The following is a 16299-nucleotide window of genomic DNA, read 5'->3' on the forward strand; positions in this document are numbered from 1 at the left end:
CAAGGAAGGTCTCCTTGAACGGCGCAATCGCGCTGGTCGCAATGACATTGGCCTCGGCACCCGCGCAGGCGCCGCCGAGCGTATCGGAATAGCCCGTCTGACACGTCGTCGCCCGCTGCGCCGTTTCGGTCGCGCCGGTCGGCGTGTAGGTGTTGAAATAGAGCTGGCGGCCTGCGCTGTCGAACAGCGGCGTGTTGATCGGCAACACGGTGACATTGCCGGCCGCGTCGACCGACGTTGGGAAAACCGCGGTTGGCAATGGCTTGGTGATGCCGAACAGGCTGCCGATCTGCGCGTAGATGGTCGGGCGAAGCCCCAGTTCGCGCGCGCCAGAGCCCAGCGGAATCTCGATTTCGGCACGAGCCAGATAATAAGCCCGGCCGCCGAGCGCGTCGTCGACGATCTGATTGCGATCGGTCACCACGGTCTGCGTACCATCGGCCGCAGTGACATATTGCTGGCGCAGGACCCGCGGACCGACGCCGCGAATGTCGAAACCACGGAATTGCGGCTCGCCGAGATAGAAGCGGTCGGTGATACGGACGCGATCGACGCCTTCGCCACGGCTCTTCTCAAGCGAGTGGATATAGCCGCCCTCAGCGATGATCGAACCGATAAAGCCGCTGCCGAGGTTCCAGAATTTGGATCCTTCGGCGCGCGTACGGATATACTTCACGTCGCCGCCCAGACCGGCAAAGTCCTGGCTGAACGAGAAGCGCTGCCCGGCGGTCGGGCGCAAACGGCTGTTCAGCGTATCGTAGATCAGCGAATAGCCGATCGACGACGTCCAGCGATTGCCAAGTGCCTCACAGAGGTAGCGCCCGGCCTTGAGCGGGTCGCAGACGCCGTTGGTGAAATAGGAGGCCTGATCGAGGCCGACCTCGTCATAGGACAGGCCGTAGCGGCCCGACAGCGACCAGAACTCCGTCAGCGGCACGCCGGCACGGATCTGGAAGCCCGTCGAGACCTGTGAATAGGTCGTCTGGCGGTCGTTCCCGACATAGTTGAAAGAATTGTAATCGCGCCGGAATATGTCGCCACCGAGCGCGATGTTCTTGTCGAACAGATAGGGCTCGGTGAAACCAAGCTCGATCGACTTGGAATAGCTCGAATAGTTCACGCCGGCGCGCAGTTCCTGGCCCTTGCCGCGGAAATTGCGCTGCGTGATGTTCGCCTGAATGATGAACCGCTCGAGACTCGAATAGCCCGCCGACAGCTGCAATTCGCCCGTCGAGCGCTCTTCCAGATTGGTTTCAAGGATCACGCGATCGGGCGCGGAGCCCGGCGTCTGCTTGATCTCCATCTTGTCCTGGAAATAACCGAGCGAGTTGATGCGATCCTGCGAGCGCTTCACCTGGAAGCTGTTGAACGCGTCGCCCTCGGCAAGACGGATCTCGCGACGCACGACCTTGTCCTGCGTCTGCGAATTGCCGTTGATCTCGACCCGCTCGACATAGGTGCGCTTGGCTTCGGCGATGTTGAAGTTGATACCCATGGTCAGGGTATCGACGTCCTTCTGGAACTCCGGGTTCACCTCGGTGAACGCATAGCCGAACAGGCCCGCGGTCTGGCTCAGATTGTCGACCGAATCCTCGACGAGCTTCGCGTTATACCACTCGCCCTTCTTGAGCGGCAGCGTCGAGGCAAGTTTCTTGTTGTCGAAGTCGCGGATCTGGCTGTCGACGGTGACGTCACCGAACTTGTAGCGCTTGCCCTCCTCCACCACGTACGTGATGATGAAGTCCTTCTTGTCCGGCGTCAGCTCAGCGACCGCGGACGTGACGCGGAAATCGGCATAGCCCTCGGTCAGGTAAAACTGGCGCAGCTTCTGCTGGTCATAGCTCAGACGATCCTGGTCGTAGCTGGTCGCCGAGGACAGGAGGCGGAACAGCCGCGCCTGCTTGGTCGCCATCTGGCCGCGAATCTTGTCGTCCGAGAACACCTCGTTGCCGAGGATGTTGATCTGGCGGACCTTGGATTTCGGGCCTTCGCTGATCTCGAACACGACATCGACGCGGTTCTGGTCGAGATTGACCATCTTCGGATCGACCACCGCGGCGAAGCGGCCCTGCCGGCGATACAGCTCGATGATCCGCGCGATGTCCTGGCGGACCGCGGTCCGCGTGAAGATCTGCCGCGGCGCGAGCCTGATCTCCTTGGTGATCTTGTCCGCCTTGAGCGCCTTGTTGCCCTCTAGAATCACGCGGTTGATGATCGGATTCTCGCGAATACGCAGGACGATATTGCCGTCCTCGACCCCGGCGATCGAATAATCCGCAAACAGGTCGCTGGCCTGCAGGTCCTTGAGCGCCTGATCGAGCGTCTCGGCCGTGTAAGGAATGCCGACGCGCAGCTTGGTGTAGCTCAGCACCGTCTCGGGCTCGATGCGCTGCGAGCCTTCGACACGCAAAGTCTTGATCAGAGTCTGGGATACAGGCGCCGCTACGGGCGTTGTAGGAGCATATGCAGGGGCAGCCGCCTGTGCACGCGGCGGACCGGATCGTGCCTGAGCCGCGGGCGCGGCCCCCGTAGGCGCGACCTGTGCCCAGACCGGCACGCCGGACAGCATCGTACCTGCCAGGAGCAGGGCGCCGTTACGCGCCAAAGTGTAACCGTTGATTGCTGTCACCAAACCCACCCCAAGAAACTTGCATACGCAAGGGCGCGCCCGCCCTGCCCTAACCGCGTCAGCCGATCAAGCCGGCCAGATTCTTCCACAACCCGAAATTGCCGAGATCGTTGAAGGTCACGAGAAGCATCAGTGCGAGGATCGCCGCAAGACCGCCGCGATACGCCCATTCCTGAACGTCGGGACCGACTGGCTTTCGCCGGACTGCCTCTATCGCATAAAATAGCAAATGTCCGCCATCAAGCATCGGCACTGGCAGCAGGTTGATGAACCCCAGATTGATGGACACCAACGCAATCAGAAAGACATAGGCATCAAGGCCGAGCGACATCTGCTCGCCCGAGACCTTGGCGATACTGAGCGGTCCGCCGAGTTCCTTGACGGAGCGGCGGCCCGAAATCACCTGGCCAAGCGTCTCGACCATCATCGAGACGATCTCGCCCGTCCGCTTCACCGCGACGGCCGGTGCTTCGAGCAAGCCGACGCGAACGACGATGGGTTTGCCACCGGCGATCCCGAGCCGGCCGATCCGATATTCATTCCCGAACCGGTCGCGCTGTAGCTCGGTACCGATCACGACATCGCGCGACACCAGTCGTCCATCACGCAGTACATCAATGCGGGTGCGCTCTCCCGCACGGATGCGGGCGTAGCGTGCCATGTCGTCGAAGGTTTCGACCGAACGCCCGCCCAGCGCGGTGACCCGGTCGCCCTGTTGCAGACCGACGAGTGCCGCCGCGCTGCCCGGAACGGTCGCCCCGATCACCGGCGGCATCCGGACGTCACCATAAGCGAGCGCGAACCCGGCGAGGATGACGATTGCGACGACGAAATTGACCACCGGGCCTGCGGCAACGACGATCGCGCGCTGCCAAACCGGTTTCGACTGGAATGTCCGCTGACGTTCCTCGGCAGGCAAGGCAAGCCACTCAGCGGAAGGCTGGCTTGCCGGGGTCATGTCCCCGGCGAATTTCACATAACCACCCAGCGGCAGCCAGCCGAATTTCCAGCGTGTGCCGCGACGATCCGTAAAGCCCGCGATCTCGCGGCCGAACCCGATCGCAAAGGCGTCGGCCTTGATCCCGAATATCCGTCCAGCGAGATAATGGCCCATCTCGTGAACGAACACGAGCGGTCCGATGACGAGCATAAAGGACAGGATCGTCAACAGGATACCGGGCGTTTCGATCAAACCACGCAATCCTTCACACGCTCGCTCGCAAGGCGCCGCGCGTCGGCGTCGATGGCCAGAACGGCATCGACGCTATCCGGTGCGGCCGGATCGTAGCGTATCAGCGTATCCTCCACGATTGCGGCAATTTCGAGGAAGCCGATCCGGCGGTTGAGAAAGGCTTCGACCGCCACCTCGTTCGCCGCGTTGAGGATCGCCGGGCGCGCCCCGCCCGCGTCCAGTGCTTCGCGTGCCAGCCGCAATGCGGGAAACCGGACCGGATCGGGCGCTGCGAAATCGAGTCGGCCGATGCCGACGAGATCGAGCGGCGCCATCGGTGTCGCCATCCGGTCGGGCCAGGCCAAGGTATGTGCGATCGGCGTGCGCATGTCGGGCGGGCCGAGCTGTGCGAGAACCGAGCCATCGACATAGTCGACCAGGCTGTGGATCACCGACTGCGCATGGATGACGATCTCGATCCGGTCGGGAGCGATCGGGAACAGCCGGGCGGCCTCGATCAGTTCGAGCCCCTTGTTCATCATCGTCGCCGAATCGACCGAAATCTTGGCGCCCATCGACCAGTTGGGATGCTTGACCGCCTGTTCGAGCGTCACGCCGCGCATCTGATCGGTCGTCCAGTCGCGGAAGGGCCCGCCGCTGCACGTCAGGATAATCCGCCGCACGCCTTCGGGCCGCGCGGCATCAAAGCATTGGAAAATCGCGTTATGCTCGGAATCCGCCGGGAGCAGGGTCGCGCCGGACCGCGCAGCTGCGCGCAAGATGACGTTGCCCGCGGAGACCAGCGGCTCCTTGTTCGCGATGACGACCGTCCCGCCCTGCTCGATTGCCGACAGGACGGGCTTGAGGCCCGCACAGCCAACGATCGCCCCCATCGTCCAGTCGGCGCCCGATGCGGCGGCTTCGGCGATCGCGTCGGGGCCACCGCTGGCGCGGACACCGGTGCCCGCCAGTGCCGCCTGCAACTCTGGCAGGCACTGCTCGTCGGCAACCACCGCGAATTCGGCGCGGGTCCGGATCGCGGCCGCGGCGAGCCGCGCGACGTCACAATTTGCGGTCAGCGCGACGACGCGAAAACGATCGGGCTCGCGTTCGACGAGATCGAGCGTCGACGTACCGACCGACCCGGTCGCACCGAGTATCGTGACGCTTTTCATGAGTATAAGCTCGGCAACATGATGAGTAACGCCGCGACCGGGGCGACCGGGACGAGCCCATCGAGACGGTCCATCACGCCACCATGCCCGGGCAGCGTATTGCCGCTGTCCTTGACGCCTGCGACGCGCTTCAACCAGCTTTCGTACAGGTCCCCCATCTGCGCCAGCGCCGCGAGAAACGGCGTGGCGAGCGCAAGGTGGAACGGCAGCGCATATTCAACGTGAAGGATCGCCGCAACGATGCCCGCGAGCACCACGCCGCCAATCAGGCCCGACCAGGTCTTGTTCGGGCTGATCACGGGAGCAAGCTTGGGTCCGCCGAGCGAGCGTCCGGTGAAGAACGCGCCGATATCGCACGCCCATACCAGCGACAGCGCCCAGAGCGTCAGCAGCACGCCGTCCTCCTGACGCCGGATGATCATCAGCGCGAGCACGGGTAGCCCGCAATAGATAATTCCGAGCGCCAGCGGAGGCTTACGCGTGGTGATGACGACGAAGAACGCCGCCCCGGCAAGCAGGCCGAGCGTGAAGAAGTCGTGCACGACGAGGATCAGCGAGGCCGGCGCCATCAGCGCGAGCGGCACGGACAACGCGAACTGCGTCATGCGCCTGGTTTTCGCGTCGGCGCCCTGCAGCATCGCCCATTCGGCCATCATGAACAGCGCGGCCACCACGCCGAGCAGCCAGAAGGCGATGCCGCCCAGCGTCAGCGCGATGCTCGCGACGACGATCATGCCGACGCTCGCGATCATCCGGAGCTTGAGGTTGGATGGTGTGCGAAGCGCCTGATCGGGAGCCCGTTCGGGATCGGTAAGCGTCACAGCCCACCGTAGCGGCGTTGCCGCACGCCAAAGGCCGCAACGGCCTCGGCCAGCGCGTCGCCATCGAAATCGGGCCAGAGCGTGTCGACGAACAGCAGTTCGGCATAAGCCGCCTGCCACAACAGGAAATTCGACAGGCGTTGTTCGCCCGAGGTGCGGATCATCAGGTCCAGCGGGGGAAGATCGCGCGTGTCGAGTTCGCCCTCGACCATCGCCGCGTCGATGCTTGCCGGATCGAGCACCCCGTCGCGCGCGCGTTCCGCAAGCCTGCGGGCCGCGAGCACGAGTTCGGCATGGGCGCCATAGTTGAGCGCGATCGCGAGCAATGGACCGGTATTGGCCGCGGTCCGCGCGATCGCATCATCGACCATCGCGACCAGATCGGGCGAAAAGGCATGATAGTCACCGATGACGCGCAGACGGACATTCTCGCGCGTCAGCTCATCGAGATCGCTGCGGATGAAATGCCGCAGCAAGCCCATGAGATCGCTGACCTCTTCCGCAGGACGGCGCCAGTTTTCGGACGAGAACGCATAGAGCGTCAGCGCCTCGATCCCCATCGCCCGCGCCGCGCGGGTGACGTTTCGCACCGCATCGACGCCCGCCTTGTGGCCGGCAAAGCGGGGGAGGAAGCGCTTCTTCGCCCACCGCCCATTGCCGTCCATGATGATCGCGACATGACGCGGCACCGCGCCGCCCCCAGGAACGGCGACGAGCGACGCAGCCTGGGAGGCTCCGGCCGAAGCAGCGCCAAGCGGCCTCACTTGCCCAGGATTTCCTTTTCCTTGGCGCCCGCGGTCGCATCGAGATCGGCGATCGTGCTGTCGGTGAGCTTCTGCACCTCGACTTCGTGACGCTTGCGCTCGTCCTCGCCGAACACGCCCTTCTTCTCGTCGACCTTCAGCGAATCCATCCCGTCGCGGCGGACGTTACGGACTGCAATACGGGCCTTTTCGGCATATTGGCCGGCGAGCTTGGCGAGTTCCTTGCGACGCTCCTCGGTCAGATCGGGAATCGGCAGACGCAGCGTCTGACCGTCGACGATCGGGTTGAGACCCAGCCCAGCGGAGCGGATCGCCTTGTCGGTCGGGCCGACATTCGACTTGTCCCAGACCTGCACCGACAGCATCCGCGGCTCCGGCGCCGACACGGTCGCGACCTGGTTGAGCGGCATCGACGAGCCGTAGACCGTGACCATCACCGGATCGAGCAGCGCGGTCGACGCGCGGCCGGTGCGAAGCCCGGCCAGATCATGCTTCAGCGCTTCGACGGCACCCGCCATGCGGCGTTCCAGGTCGCTCTTGTCATACGCTGCCATCTTAACTCTCCTGCTCGTTCTGGACGATCGTCGACACGCCATCACCCGCCAGCACCGCGGCAAGATTGCCGGGTTCGCGGATGTTGAAGACGACGATCGGGATATCATTGTCACGGCACAGAGCGATCGCGCTCGCGTCCATGACCTTGAGGTCCTCGGACAGCACCGTGCTGTACGAGATCGTCTCGTAGCGCGTTGCGTCCGGGTCCTTTTTCGGATCGGCGCTGTAGACGCCGTCGACCGACGTGCCCTTGAACAGCGCGTCGCACTTCATCTCGGCAGCACGCAGCGCGGCGCCCGAATCGGTGGTGAAATAGGGGCTGCCGACACCGGCGGCGAAGATCACGACACGGCCCTTTTCGAGGTGCCGTTCGGCGCGACGCCGGATGAAGGGTTCGCAGACGCTCGCCATCGGGATCGCCGACTGGACTCGCGTGTCGATGCCGATCTGCTCGAGCGCGTTCTGCACCGCGAGCGCGTTCATCACGGTCGCGAGCATGCCCATATAATCGGCAGTCGCGCGCTCGAAGCCCTTGGCGGCAGCGGCGAGGCCACGGAAGATGTTGCCACCCCCGACGACGATGCAGATCTCATAGCCCTTGGCGCGGACGTCGGCGATCTCGCCGGCGACACGTGCGGTGACGGTGGGATCGATCGAAAGACCGGCGGGTCCCATCAGGACTTCGCCCGACAGTTTGAGCAAAATGCGTTTGAAGCGCGGAGGCGTCATAAATCTCGAATTGTGATTGGCGGGGCGGCGCGGACCTTAGGCGGCGAGGCCGGGGATGTGAAGCGCTGCGACGTGCCTGTGTGGACTCTGAGCGGTCAGGAGACGGAAAATCGTCGACCGCAGGAGGGCGCGCGAGGGGAAATGCCGTCATTTCCGCGGAGATGGAGGCCCGGAAGGGGGCGGCGTCGCGAACGAACACCGATTGCATAGGGCCTGGATCCCCGTCTGCGCGGGGATGACGGGGTAGTACGCGGTTACTCCGCGATCCTTCTCCCCTCGGGGAGACGGTGGACCAGAGGGGACGGATGAGGGGCGTGAGGTTCGAGACCTCGCCACTCCCCTCACCCTTCCCACGGCCGAGTGGCCGTGGGCCCCTTCCCTCTCCCCGGACGGGAGAGGGAGGGCGTTGTTACGCCTGCGGAACGCCCGAGGCGGCAGCGACTTCGGCGGCGAAGTCGGACTGTTCCTTCTCGATGCCTTCGCCGAGCTGGAAGCGGACATAGTCCACCAGCTTGATCTCGGCGCCCGCATCCTTGCCGGCCTTGGCGACGACGTCGGAGATCTTGGTCTTGCCGTCCATCACGAACAGCTGGCTGACCAGAGCATGCTCCTTGCGGTACTTGGCGATGCCGCCTTCGACCATCTTGGCAATGATATCAGCAGGCTTGCCCGATTCGGCGGCCTTCTCGGTCGCGATCGCGCGCTCACGCTCGATCTCGGCCTCGTCGAGATCGGCCTCGTTCAGCGCCTTCGGGAACGCCGCTGCGATGTGCATCGCGAGCTGCTTGCCGAGCGTCTGGAGCACTTCGTCCGACGCCTCCGATTCGAGCGCGACGAGCACGCCGATCTTGCCGAGGCCCGGCGATGCCGCGTTGTGGATGTACGGAACGACCGCACCCTTGCTGACTTCGAGCGTGCGCGAACGGCGCAGCGACTGGTTCTCGCCGATCGTCGCGACGTTGTTCGTCAGGACTTCCTCGACGGTCTTGCCCGATGGCATCGGCTGCGTCTTGAGCGAGTCGATGTCGCCGCCGGTGGCGAGCGCGATCTGCGTCACGTCACGGACAAACGACTGGAACTGATCGTTCTTTGCGACGAAATCGGTCTCCGAGTTGACCTCGACCGCAGCACCCTTGGTGCCCGAAACGGCGACGCCGACGAGACCCTCGGCCGCGGTGCGGCTGGACTTCTTGGCGGCGGCGGCAAGACCCTTGGTCCGCAGCCAGTCCATCGCCTGCTCCATGTCGCCGGCGTTCTCGCTGAGCGCCTTCTTGCAGTCCATCATGCCCGCGCCGCTCTTTTCGCGCAGATCCTTGACCATTGCTGCCGTGATATCAGCCATGTCCGTAAATCCTCTTTAGTCTGAATGTAGTTGCGGGCGAGGTAAGGCCAGATGCCCTACCCCGCCCGCATGACGGTTCGGCGACGACGCTTATGCGTCGATCTGGCGCTCACCCTCGGCCGCGAACTCTGCGGCGGTCTCGGCATTCGCCGCAACCTGCGTCGTGTCGGCGGTCGGCTCGACGGTCGGCTCGGCGATCGCCTCTTCCTTCGGCGGCTCGACCATCGCACCGATGTCGGCACCGGTCCGGCGCTGCTGCTCCTGGCCACCACGAGTCGCTGCGATTGCAATGGCTTCGCAGTAGAGGCGGATGGCGCGCGCGGCGTCGTCGTTCGCGGGAACCGGGAAGGCGATGCCGTCCGGCGAGACGTTCGAATCGAGGATCGCGACGACGGGAATACCCAGCGTGTTGGCTTCCTTGATCGCCAGCTCTTCCTTGTTCGCGTCGATCACGAACATCACGTCAGGAATGCCGCCCATGTCGCGGATGCCGCCGAGCGAAAGCTCGAGCTTGTCCTTCTCGCGGGTGAGCTGGAGGACTTCCTTCTTGGTCAGGCCGACGGTGTCACCCGACAGCATTTCCTCAAGCGTCTTCAAACGCTTGATCGAACCCGAGATGGTCTTCCAGTTGGTGAGCATGCCGCCCAGCCAGCGATGGTTGACGAAGTGCTGACCTGCGCGACGCGCGGCGTCGGCGACGGGCTCCTGCGCCTGGCGCTTGGTGCCGACGAACAGGACCTTGCCACCGCCGGCGACGGCCGACGAGACGAATTCGAGCGCGCGCGCGAAGAGCGGCACGGTCTGCGAGAGGTCGAGGATGTGGACGCCGTTGCGGTCACCGAAGATGTAAGGCTTCATCTTGGGGTTCCAGCGATGCGTCTGGTGACCAAAATGTGCGCCCGTTTCAATGAGCTGCTGCATCGAGACGACTGGTGCCGCCATAGGATATGTCCTTCCGGTTGTGCCTCTGGGAAGCGGATGACGTGCCGGCCGAATGACCGAAACGCACCGGGCTATGATGCCTCCCATGCGGGGTTAGAGGCGCGGCCCTTAGCCGGGGACCGCGCCAAATGCAACGGCTTACCGCCGACTTGACAAAAGAACGCAATAAGAACATAACGGGGCCAGAACAGAACAGAGGTTCGACTCGGCGCAGAATCACCCCGGAACGGCGGTGATCCAAATGCGACGAACGGAACGATGTTTTCGACCGGGTGTTGCGAACCTTAACACAATGTTCGCATTTGCAGGGAAGGCGAGCGGGAAGATGAGCGGGATGATGATAGTGAGCTTCATGGTGTTCTCGGGGTCGTTCGCAGTCGCGACCGCGGTGATCCTGTCGTCGATCGCACCGCAATGGTCGCGCATCGTCAGCCTGGCATCGGGCAATGTCGAGCCGGCCTTCGCCCCGCTGCAGACGCTCGCGCGCGCCGAGCGCCGGATCGCGGTCCGCCGCTGGTCTTCGACCGGCATGCCGCAGCCGTCGCAGCGCTGGAATGCCGCCGCCTGAACTTTGGCGGTTTGACTTGGGCGCCTGATCGACAGGCGCCTTATTGATCCGCGGGCGTGGCCGGCTTTGTGGATTACACGGGGTCCGCCTGGCGATCGCCCGCCCCGGGCCAGCAGTCCCGGGGCTAGATCGGCCGGATCAGAGACCCGGTTTGTTGGATGTTTCGCCGCTACGGACGCCGGCGCGCTGACGGCGGACCCTGGCATAGCTGGCGATGCTAAACGGCATCGACACAATATAGAGAAGGCAGATGAGGCTGAGCGTGTGCCAGGGGGCGCTGACGAGCGCGGCACCGAGCAGGACGACGAGCGCGATCGCCTCGAACCGGACGTTACGACGCAGCTTGAGCGAACTCCACGACCAGGTCGCGATACTCGACACCATCAGCAGCGCGACGAACGCGATCCAGGGTGCGACGATATAGGGCGAGGCGAAGAACGGTTCGTCGGTCCAGAACCAGAAGAACATCGGCATGAGCGCGAGCCCTGCCCCGGCGGGCGCGGGCACACCGGTCAGGAAGCCCGCGGACTTGTGCGGCTGATGGCTCTCGTCGATCTTGGCATTGAAGCGCGCGAGGCGGAGCGCGCAGAACACGGCGAAAATCAATGCGCAGATCCAGCCCATTCGGGGCAGCGCGGCGAGCGACCAGAGATAGACGATCAGTGCAGGCGCAACACCAAAGGAGATCGCATCGGACAGCGAATCGAGTTCCGCGCCGAACCGGCTTTCGCCATGGAGCATGCGCGCGATCCGGCCGTCGAGCCCGTCGAGCACGCCCGCGACCATGATCATCGCGACCGCGCTTTCCCATTGGCCGCCGATCGCGAACCGGACGCCACTGAGACCCGAGCAGAGGGCGAGTGCGGTGACCGCGTTGGGTGCGACCGCGCGGAGCGGCAGACCGCGACGCGGCCGGCGCGCCCGCATCGCGCGGCCCGCCGCCTGCGACTCGTCCGCGCGGCTGGCGGATCCGTAAGACGTCCCGTCCCGATCGTTCACCGGACCATCATTCAAAGGACCATCATGCTCTGGTCGATCATTCGAAGGACCATCGATCGCAGGACCATCGATCACTGGGCAATGCCGCCGACGGGCACGCCGCCGACCCGGCCGAGCACGGTCTCGCCGGCAATGCTGCGCTGGCCGAGACAGACCTGGGGGACGACATGATCGGGAAGATAGACGTCGACGCGGCTGCCGAATCGGATGAGCCCGATCCGCTGGCCGACCGCGACCATGTCACCCGCCTTGACGAAGCCCAGGATGCGCCGCGCGACGAGCCCGGCGATCTGGGTGAAGCCGATCCGCATGCCGTTGCGATCCTCGACCACGAAATGCTGGCGCTCATTTTCCTCGGACGCCTTGTCGAGATCGGCATTGAGGAACTTGCCCGAGATATAGACGACTTGGCGGATCGTCCCCGCGATCGGCGTGCGGTTGATGTGCACGTCGAACACCGACATGAAGATCGACACGCGCACCAGCGGTGCATCGCCCAGACCATTCTCGCCGGCGAGTTCGCGCGGGATGGGGACGCGCTGGATCATCGTGATCAGCCCGTCGGCGGGGGCGACGATCAGCCCCTCGCCCTGCGGCGTGGTGCGGACGGGGTCGCGGAAGAAGGTCGCGACCCAGATCACGACGCCGACCATCGGCCAGAACAGCACATGGCTGAGCATCGTCAGCAGCAATGTGATGCCGGTCGCGATGGCGACGTACTTATAGCCTTCCGGATGGACTGCGGGAAATCGCCATTTGACCGTGGAGGTCGTGACGGGCGGCTTGTCGAGCGATGCCATAGCGTGCGGGTCTATCCGTGCCGGACGCGCGATACAACGATGAACAGCCTTTTCCCGACAGGACCGGGGGTTGCGCGAGGTTGCTCAAGGTTGCTTCGCGCGACATTCGGCAGTCGATCGGGGCGCGCCCGACGGTTGATCGGCGGGGCCGGCTCCCCTAGACGCTCCCCCAACCCCCTCCCCCGAAGGACGATATATGGCGAAGATCAAGGTTAAGAATCCGATCGTGGAGATCGACGGCGACGAGATGACCCGGATCATCTGGGAATGGATCCGCGAGCGCCTGATCAAGCCGTATCTCGACATCCAGCTCGATTATTACGATCTCGGCGTCGAGCATCGCGACGCGACCGACGACCAGGTGACCATCGACAGCGCGCTCGCCACGCAGAAGCACGGCGTCGCGGTCAAGTGCGCGACGATCACGCCCGACGAGCAGCGCGTGACCGAATTCGGCCTGAAGAAGATGTGGAAGTCGCCGAACGGCACGATCCGCAACATCCTGGGCGGGACGATCTTCCGCGAGCCGATCGTGATCAAGAACGTCCCCCGCCTGATCCCGGGCTGGACCCACCCGATCGTCGTCGGCCGCCATGCGTTCGGCGACCAGTATCGCGCGACCGATTTCCTCGTCCCCGGCCCCGGCAAGCTGCGCCTGGTGTTCGAAGGCGATGACGGCGCGACGATCGACCGCGAAGTGTTCCAGTTCCCGTCGGCGGGCGTCGCGATGGCGATGTACAATCTCGACGACTCGATCCGCGATTTCGCGCGCGCGTCGATGCATTACGGGCTGAACCTGAAGTGGCCGGTGTACCTGTCGACCAAGAACACGATCCTGAAGGCCTATGACGGCCGCTTCAAGGACCTCTTCGCCGAGGTTTTCGAGAGCGAATTCAAGGACAAGTTCAAGGAAGCGGGCATCGTCTACGAGCATCGCCTGATCGACGACATGGTCGCGTCGGCGCTGAAGTGGAACGGCGAGTTCGTGTGGGCGTGCAAGAACTATGACGGCGACGTCCAGTCGGACCAGGTCGCCCAGGGCTTCGGCTCGCTGGGTCTCATGACCTCGATCCTGCTGACCCCGGACGGCAAGACCGTCGAGGCCGAAGCCGCGCACGGCACGGTCACGCGCCACTTCCGCATGCACGAGCAGGGCAAGGCGACCTCGACCAACCCGATCGCGTCGATCTTCGCCTGGACCGGTGGCCTGAAGTATCGCGGCAAGTTCGACGACACGCCCGACGTGACGAAGTTCGCCGAGACGCTCGAGCGCGTCTGCGTCCAGACGGTCGAGAACGGCCACATGACCAAGGATCTCGCGATCCTGATCGGGCCCGACCAGCCCTGGATGACGACCGAGCAGTTCTTCGAGCAGGTCCGCTCGAACCTCGAAGCCGAAATGGCCAACTGGGCGTGACGGACGGCCCCTCCCGGAAACGGGAGGGGCCTTTTTTTTTGGGTGCGGGTTGGGGTGGTGGCGGCCTTCCGTGACGCCGCGCGCTCACGGCGCTGCGAGGCTCGGCCGGCCCGGCGTCCAAGGCCCGCCCGGCTCTCCAACTCCCCTGCTTTAGCTTTCCGGTCCCAGCCCTCTCCGCCGTCATCCTGACGTTAGTCAGGACCCAGGGTTACGCGCGCCGCGCTGCTTGGCTCTGGATCCTGACTTTCGTCAGGATGACGGTTGGGGGGTGGGGCGTGGGAAGCTGCGGACGGGCTCTGCTTGGCTTGCACAGCTTCGGTCCGCGCTGGTCAATCGCTGCTTGCTCCCGCCCCGCCCTGTGCCCCGCCGCCGCCGTCATCCTGACGAACGTCAGGACCCAGGGTTACAGGCGGCGCGCGGCTTGGCTCTGGATCCTGACTTTCGTCAGGATGACGGTCGGGGGTGGGTGTCGGTGTACCATGCCCGGCATTGCTCGGCCCGGCTCGCCCCCCCCCCCCGCCCGCCGCTCTCAGGAGCACGAACCGCGCGGGCGGTGGGGCGGTATTATTCCCTGACGAATCGGGGAGGCGTCGCCTAAGGTCGGGGGATGGCATTACGGCTCGACAATCAGGGTTTCAGCGACACACTCGTCATTCTCGGGGCGGCGGGGCTGGTGATCCCGGCGTTTGCGCGGTTCAGGGTCAGTCCGGTGATCGGGTTCATCCTGGTCGGGCTGCTGGTCGGGCCGGCCGGGCTGGGGTCGCTCACCGGGGCGGTGCCGTGGCTCTATTACCTGACGATCTCCAACCCCGAGGCGATCGAGCCGTTCGCCGAGTTCGGGATCATCCTGCTGCTGTTCTCGATCGGGCTCGAGCTGTCGTTCCGACGGCTCTGGTCGATGAAGCGGCTGGTGTTCGGGACCGGGGCGGCCGAGCTGATCGGGTCGGCGATGATCATCGCGGTCGCGCTGCATTTCATCGGGCAAGGCTGGGCGGGCGCGATCGGGCTGGGCTTCGCGCTGGCGCTGTCGTCGACCGCGCTGGTGCTGCCGCTGGTCGGGACGACCGGCGCGGTCGGGCGCGGCGCGTTTGCGATGCTGCTGTTCGAGGATCTGGCGCTGGTGCCGCTGATCTTCGTGCTGGGGGCGCTCGCCCCGACCGCGACCGCGGACGGGTGGAGCAACCTGGCGGGCGTCGCCTTGCGCGGCGCGGCCACGGTGGTGGCGATGTATGTCGGCGGGCGGCTGATCCTGCCGCGGCTGTTCGGGCAGGCGGCGCGGACCAAGAGCCCCGAGCTGTTCCTGGCGGCGTCGCTGCTGGTGGTGATCGTGGCGAGCGTGGCGACGACCGCGGCGGGGCTGTCGCCGATCGTCGGCGCGCTGCTCGCCGGGCTGCTGATCGCGGAGACCGAATATCACAGCGAGGTCGAGGTGATCACCGCGCCGTTCAAGGGGCTGGCGCTGGGCGTGTTCCTGATCACGGTGGGGATGAGCCTGGACCTGCGGCTGATCGCGCAGAACTGGCCGTCGCTGCTGCTCGCGGTGACGGGGGTGGTGGCGACCAAGGCGGTCGTGACGTTCCTGTTCCTGCGCGTCGCCAATTCGCGGCGCGGGGTGGCGGCGGAGACCGGGCTGCTGATGGGCAGCCCGTCCGAGACGACGCTGATCGTGCTGGCGACCGCGGCACAGGCGCAGCTGATCCTGCCGTCGACCGCGAGCTTCTGGCAGACGGTGACCGCGATCGGGCTGACGATCACGCCGCTGCTCGCCAAGCTCGGCCGCACCGTGTCGCGTCAGCTGGAAAGCCGGTCGACCGCGGATGCGGGCGATATCGAGATCGACGAGGAGGGTCCGGGGACGGTGGTGATCGGCTTCGGCCGGGTCGGGCGGATGGTCGCGGACATGCTCGCGGTGCACGGCCAGCGCTATGTCGCGGTCGAGGCGGATATCGATTCGGTCGAGGCCGCGCGAGCGCAGGGGCATCCGGTGCTGTTCGGCGACGTCGCGCGGCCCGAGCTGGTCGACCGGCTGAAGCTCGATACCGCCAAGGCGCTGATCCTGACGATGGACGACCCGGTGCTGACGGTGCGGCTGACGCGGCGGGTGCGGCTGCTGGCGCCCAATTTGCCGATCGTCGCGCGCGCGCGCGATACCGCGCATGCCGCCGAGCTGTACCGCGCAGGCGTGACCGATGCGGTGCCGGAGACGCTGGAGAGCTCGCTGCAGCTGGCGGAGGCGGTGCTGGTCGACCTGGGCGTCGCAATGGGGCCGGTGATCGCGTCGATCCACGAGAAGCGCGACGAGCTGCGGCAGGAGATCAAGGCCGCGGCGGACATGCTGGTCGAGCCGCGGGTCCGCAAGGCCAAGCGGACGCCGCGGAAGGTTTAAG

General features: G+C 65.2%; 14 protein-coding genes (1 of these 14 only partly in view). 3 read left to right on the forward strand and 11 right to left on the reverse strand.

The annotated features are described in order from the left end of the window. From bamA to rpsB, 9 genes are all read right to left on the reverse strand, one after another. On the reverse strand, window positions 1–2569 hold the 5' portion of the coding sequence (gene bamA / locus J3A66_RS04345) for an outer membrane protein assembly factor BamA (protein ID WP_209570392.1). Its footprint begins 152 nt before the window's first position; only the first 2569 of its 2721 coding nucleotides appear in the window; the start codon lies at window positions 2567–2569; its stop codon lies beyond the left edge, outside the window. 118 nt (window positions 2570–2687) lie between these two features. Continuing rightward, window positions 2688–3821: an RIP metalloprotease RseP gene (rseP, locus tag J3A66_RS04350; protein ID WP_209567405.1), complete on the reverse strand. Its 1134-nt coding sequence runs from the start codon at window positions 3819–3821 to the stop codon at window positions 2688–2690. Then, complete coding sequence (locus J3A66_RS04355; protein ID WP_209567407.1) at window positions 3818–4975, reverse strand: 1-deoxy-D-xylulose-5-phosphate reductoisomerase; 1158 nt, start codon at window positions 4973–4975, stop codon at window positions 3818–3820. The genes rseP and J3A66_RS04355 overlap by 4 nt, the downstream gene beginning before the upstream one ends. Then, window positions 4972–5727: a phosphatidate cytidylyltransferase gene (locus J3A66_RS04360; RefSeq protein ID WP_031394215.1), complete on the reverse strand. Its 756-nt coding sequence runs from the start codon at window positions 5725–5727 to the stop codon at window positions 4972–4974. Before J3A66_RS04360 ends, J3A66_RS04355 begins: the two co-directional genes overlap by 4 nt. Before the next feature lie 65 nt (window positions 5728–5792). After that, complete coding sequence (locus J3A66_RS04365; protein ID WP_037533279.1) at window positions 5793–6485, reverse strand: isoprenyl transferase; 693 nt, start codon at window positions 6483–6485, stop codon at window positions 5793–5795. 71 nt (window positions 6486–6556) lie between these two features. Continuing rightward, window positions 6557–7114 carry a ribosome recycling factor gene (gene frr / locus J3A66_RS04370; protein ID WP_031394213.1) on the reverse strand — a complete coding sequence of 186 codons (558 nt, stop codon included), beginning with the start codon at window positions 7112–7114 and terminating at the stop codon, window positions 6557–6559. 1 nt (window position 7115) lies between these two features. After that, on the reverse strand, window positions 7116–7844 hold the full coding sequence (gene pyrH, locus J3A66_RS04375; RefSeq protein ID WP_031394212.1) for a UMP kinase: 729 nt from the start codon (window positions 7842–7844) through the stop codon (window positions 7116–7118). A gap of 409 nt (window positions 7845–8253) precedes the next feature. After that, entirely contained in the window at window positions 8254–9186 is a 933-nt protein-coding gene (gene tsf / locus J3A66_RS04380; protein WP_056405630.1) for a translation elongation factor Ts, read from the reverse strand. 90 nt (window positions 9187–9276) lie between these two features. Further along, complete coding sequence (gene rpsB, locus J3A66_RS04385) at window positions 9277–10128, reverse strand: 30S ribosomal protein S2 (RefSeq protein WP_031394210.1); 852 nt, start codon at window positions 10126–10128, stop codon at window positions 9277–9279. Window positions 10129–10453: 325 nt separating this feature from the next. Here rpsB and J3A66_RS04390 point away from each other — a divergent pair, with 325 nt between their 5' ends. Then, window positions 10454–10696 carry a hypothetical protein gene (locus J3A66_RS04390; protein WP_244651776.1) on the forward strand — a complete coding sequence of 81 codons (243 nt, stop codon included), beginning with the start codon at window positions 10454–10456 and terminating at the stop codon, window positions 10694–10696. 138 nt (window positions 10697–10834) lie between these two features. Here J3A66_RS04390 and pssA read toward each other — a convergent pair whose 3' ends face one another. Together pssA and J3A66_RS04400 are read right to left on the reverse strand one after the other, a co-directional pair. Further along, a complete protein-coding gene (gene pssA, locus J3A66_RS04395) occupies window positions 10835–11623 on the reverse strand; it encodes a CDP-diacylglycerol--serine O-phosphatidyltransferase (protein WP_209570393.1) in 789 nt (262 codons plus the stop codon). 143 nt (window positions 11624–11766) lie between these two features. Beyond that, window positions 11767–12495 carry a phosphatidylserine decarboxylase gene (locus tag J3A66_RS04400; protein WP_031440639.1) on the reverse strand — a complete coding sequence of 243 codons (729 nt, stop codon included), beginning with the start codon at window positions 12493–12495 and terminating at the stop codon, window positions 11767–11769. A 196-nt stretch (window positions 12496–12691) separates the two neighbouring features. Here J3A66_RS04400 and J3A66_RS04405 point away from each other — a divergent pair, with 196 nt between their 5' ends. Further along, window positions 12692–13912 (forward strand): NADP-dependent isocitrate dehydrogenase, encoded by a 1221-nt coding sequence (locus J3A66_RS04405; RefSeq protein ID WP_031394019.1) that lies wholly within the window; start codon window positions 12692–12694, stop codon window positions 13910–13912. Between the two features lie 607 nt (window positions 13913–14519). Then, a complete protein-coding gene (locus J3A66_RS04410) occupies window positions 14520–16298 on the forward strand; it encodes a cation:proton antiporter (RefSeq protein ID WP_209567431.1) in 1779 nt (592 codons plus the stop codon). Window position 16299: the final 1 nt, after the last annotated feature.

The organism is Sphingomonas sp. PvP018 (assembly GCF_017876865.1).
Taxonomy (GTDB): domain Bacteria; phylum Pseudomonadota; class Alphaproteobacteria; order Sphingomonadales; family Sphingomonadaceae; genus Sphingomonas; species Sphingomonas aerolata.

Excerpts from the sequence above, each read along its gene's own strand:
- rpsB (WP_031394210.1), bottom strand. The coding sequence starts at position 10,128 with ATGGCGGCACCAGTCGTCTCGATGCAGCAGCTCATTGAAACGGGCGCA.
- J3A66_RS04360 (WP_031394215.1), bottom strand. The coding sequence starts at position 5,727 with ATGATCGCGAGCGTCGGCATGATCGTCGTCGCGAGCATCGCGCTGACG.
- J3A66_RS04355 (WP_209567407.1), bottom strand. The coding sequence starts at position 4,975 with ATGAAAAGCGTCACGATACTCGGTGCGACCGGGTCGGTCGGTACGTCG.
- J3A66_RS04410 (WP_209567431.1), top strand. The coding sequence starts at position 14,520 with ATGGCATTACGGCTCGACAATCAGGGTTTCAGCGACACACTCGTCATT.
- J3A66_RS04400 (WP_031440639.1), bottom strand. The coding sequence starts at position 12,495 with ATGGCATCGCTCGACAAGCCGCCCGTCACGACCTCCACGGTCAAATGG.
- J3A66_RS04390 (WP_244651776.1), top strand. The coding sequence starts at position 10,454 with ATGAGCGGGATGATGATAGTGAGCTTCATGGTGTTCTCGGGGTCGTTC.
- pssA (WP_209570393.1), bottom strand. The coding sequence starts at position 11,623 with ATGCGGGCGCGCCGGCCGCGTCGCGGTCTGCCGCTCCGCGCGGTCGCA.
- tsf (WP_056405630.1), bottom strand. The coding sequence starts at position 9,186 with ATGGCTGATATCACGGCAGCAATGGTCAAGGATCTGCGCGAAAAGAGC.
- pyrH (WP_031394212.1), bottom strand. The coding sequence starts at position 7,844 with ATGACGCCTCCGCGCTTCAAACGCATTTTGCTCAAACTGTCGGGCGAA.
- J3A66_RS04405 (WP_031394019.1), top strand. The coding sequence starts at position 12,692 with ATGGCGAAGATCAAGGTTAAGAATCCGATCGTGGAGATCGACGGCGAC.
- frr (WP_031394213.1), bottom strand. The coding sequence starts at position 7,114 with ATGGCAGCGTATGACAAGAGCGACCTGGAACGCCGCATGGCGGGTGCC.